This is a genomic window from Rhodovulum sp., from assembly GCF_011048875.1.
GTDB lineage: Bacteria > Pseudomonadota > Alphaproteobacteria > Rhodobacterales > Rhodobacteraceae > Rhodovulum > Rhodovulum tesquicola.
In genome coordinates, this window is sequence record NZ_DSDD01000399.1 from 1 (window position 1) to 2,310 (window position 2,310).

2 pseudogenes are annotated in these 2,310 nt (G+C 71.9%); one reads left to right on the plus strand and one right to left on the minus strand.

Annotation, left to right across the window (positions count from 1 at the left end):
- Positions 1-2,053: pseudogene (locus tag ENN83_RS13930) on the plus strand (chromosome segregation protein SMC); the annotation flags it as partial.
- A gap of 6 nt (positions 2,054-2,059) precedes the next feature.
- Here ENN83_RS13930 and ENN83_RS13935 read toward each other — a convergent pair.
- Positions 2,060-2,310: pseudogene (locus ENN83_RS13935) on the minus strand (glutathione S-transferase family protein); the annotation flags it as partial.

A 2,310-nucleotide genomic window follows, 5' to 3' on the forward strand; every position in this document is an offset into this window, starting at 1 on the left:
CGATGCCCAGACGCGCGAGGCCGAGGCCCGGGCCGACAAGGCACAGGCCGAGGGCGAGGCGAATGCCCTGCGCGCCGAGGCGGCCGCCCTTGCCCGGCTGGTCGAGCGCGACACCGGCGAAGGCGGCCAAGTGCTGGACCTTCTGGGCGTCGAGAAGGGCTATGAAAAGGCGCTGGGCGCCGCGCTTGCCGACGATCTGCGCGCGCCCCAGGCGCGGGACCAGGCCGCCTCGGGCTGGGCCGCCCTGCCCCCCTATGACCGGCCGCAGCCGCTGCCCGAGGGCGCGCTGCCGCTGGCCGATCATGTGAGCGTGCCGCCGGTCCTGCTGCGCCGGATCGGGCAGATCGGGCTGGTGCCGGATCGCGAAACAGGAGTGCGGCTGCAACCCGCGCTGAAGCCCGGCCAAAGGCTTGTGACCCGCGAGGGCGATCTTTGGCGCTGGGACGGTTTGCGCGCTGGCGCAGGCGATGCCCCCAGCGCCGCCGCGCTGCGCCTGCAACAGCTCAACCGGCTGGCCGATCTGCGCCGCGATCTGGATGCGGCGACGGCCCGGGCCGAGGCGGCGGCGCGCGCCCATCAGGGCGTGGCCGCGGCGCTGGCCGATGCGACCGAGGCCGACCGCGCCGCGCGCGAGGCCCGCCGCGTCGCCGACCGCGATCTGGCCGAGGCGGGAAGGGCGCTCTCGCGCGCCGAGGCCGAGCGCGACATCGCGGCAAGCCGACTGGAAACCGCGAAGATGGCGGTCTCGCGCCACGAGGACGAGGCCACCGCCGCGCGCACCCGCCTGCGCGAGGCCGAGGCGGCGCTGACTGGGCTGGACGACTTGGACGCAGCGCGGGCCGGGCTTGAGGATGTACGCACCACGGTCGAGGCCGCGCGGATGACGATGATCGCCCGCCGTGCCGCCCATGACGAACTGAAGCGCGACGCCGAGGCACGGCAGCGCCGTCTGGTCGAGATCGCGCGGGAAGCGGCGACCTGGCGCAAGCGGCTGGACACCGCCGAAACGCGGATCGCGGAACTTGCCGAACGCAAGGCGGCATCAGAGGCCGATCTGGAGGAAGCTGTCGCCGCGCCCGGGGAAATCGCCGCGAAGCGCGAGGAACTGGACGCCGCGATCGCGCAGGCCGAGGACCGGCGGCAGAGCGCGGCGGACGCGCTGGCCGAGGCCGAGACCGCCCTGCGCGAGGCCGAACGCGCCGCGCGCGAGGCCGAGCGCGCCGCGGGCGAGGCCCGCGAGGCCCGCGCCGGAACCGAAGCCCGTGCCGAAGCCGCGCGCGAAGCCGCAGCCCAGGCCGCAGCCCGCATCGCCGAGGAAATGGAGGCGACGCCGGCCGCGCTGCTGGACCGGCTGGGCGCCGATCCCGACCGGATGCCCTCGGCCGAACAGATCGAGCATGACGTCACCCGGCTGAAACGCCAGCGCGAGGCGCTGGGCGCGGTGAACCTGCGCGCCGAGGAGGATGCCCGCACCGTGCGCGCCGAGCACGAGACACTGGCCACCGAAAAGCGCGATCTGGAAGAGGCGATCCGCACGCTGCGCTCTGGCATCGCGAGCCTCAACCGCGAGGGGCGCGAGCGGCTTCTGACCGCCTTCGAGCAGGTCAATTCCAACTTCGCGATGCTGTTCAAGCATCTGTTCGGTGGCGGCGAGGCGCGGTTGGTGCTGGTGGAATCCGACGATCCGCTGGAGGCAGGGCTCGAGATCATGTGCCAGCCGCCGGGCAAGAAACTCTCGACCCTGTCGCTTCTGTCCGGAGGCGAACAGACGCTGACGGCGCTGGCGCTGATCTTCGGCGTGTTCCTGGCAAACCCGGCCCCGATCTGCGTTCTCGACGAGGTGGACGCGCCGCTCGACGACGCCAACATCACGCGCTTCTGCGACATGCTCGACGAGATGACGCGCCGTGCCGATACGCGCTTTCTCATCATCACCCACCACGCGATCACCATGAGCCGGATGAACCGGCTGTTCGGTGTGACCATGGCCGAGCAGGGCGTCAGCCAGCTTGTTTCCGTCGATCTGAGCCGGGCCGAGGCGCTGGTCGCCTGACCGGCCTCACGCCGCTTTCAGCCGGTCCCGGCCATGCGGCGCCAGCCAGTCGATCCGCGGGCCCGTGGGCAGGATCCGGTGCGGATTGATGCTGTCATGGCTGAAATGGTAGTGGCGCACGACATGACCGAAATCGGTCGTCGCCGCGACGCCGGGCCACTGGTACAGCTCGCGGGTATAGGCCCAGAGGTTCGGGAAATCGGCCAGCCGGTTGCGGTTGCGCTTGAAATGCCCGTGATAGACCGGATCGAAGCGCA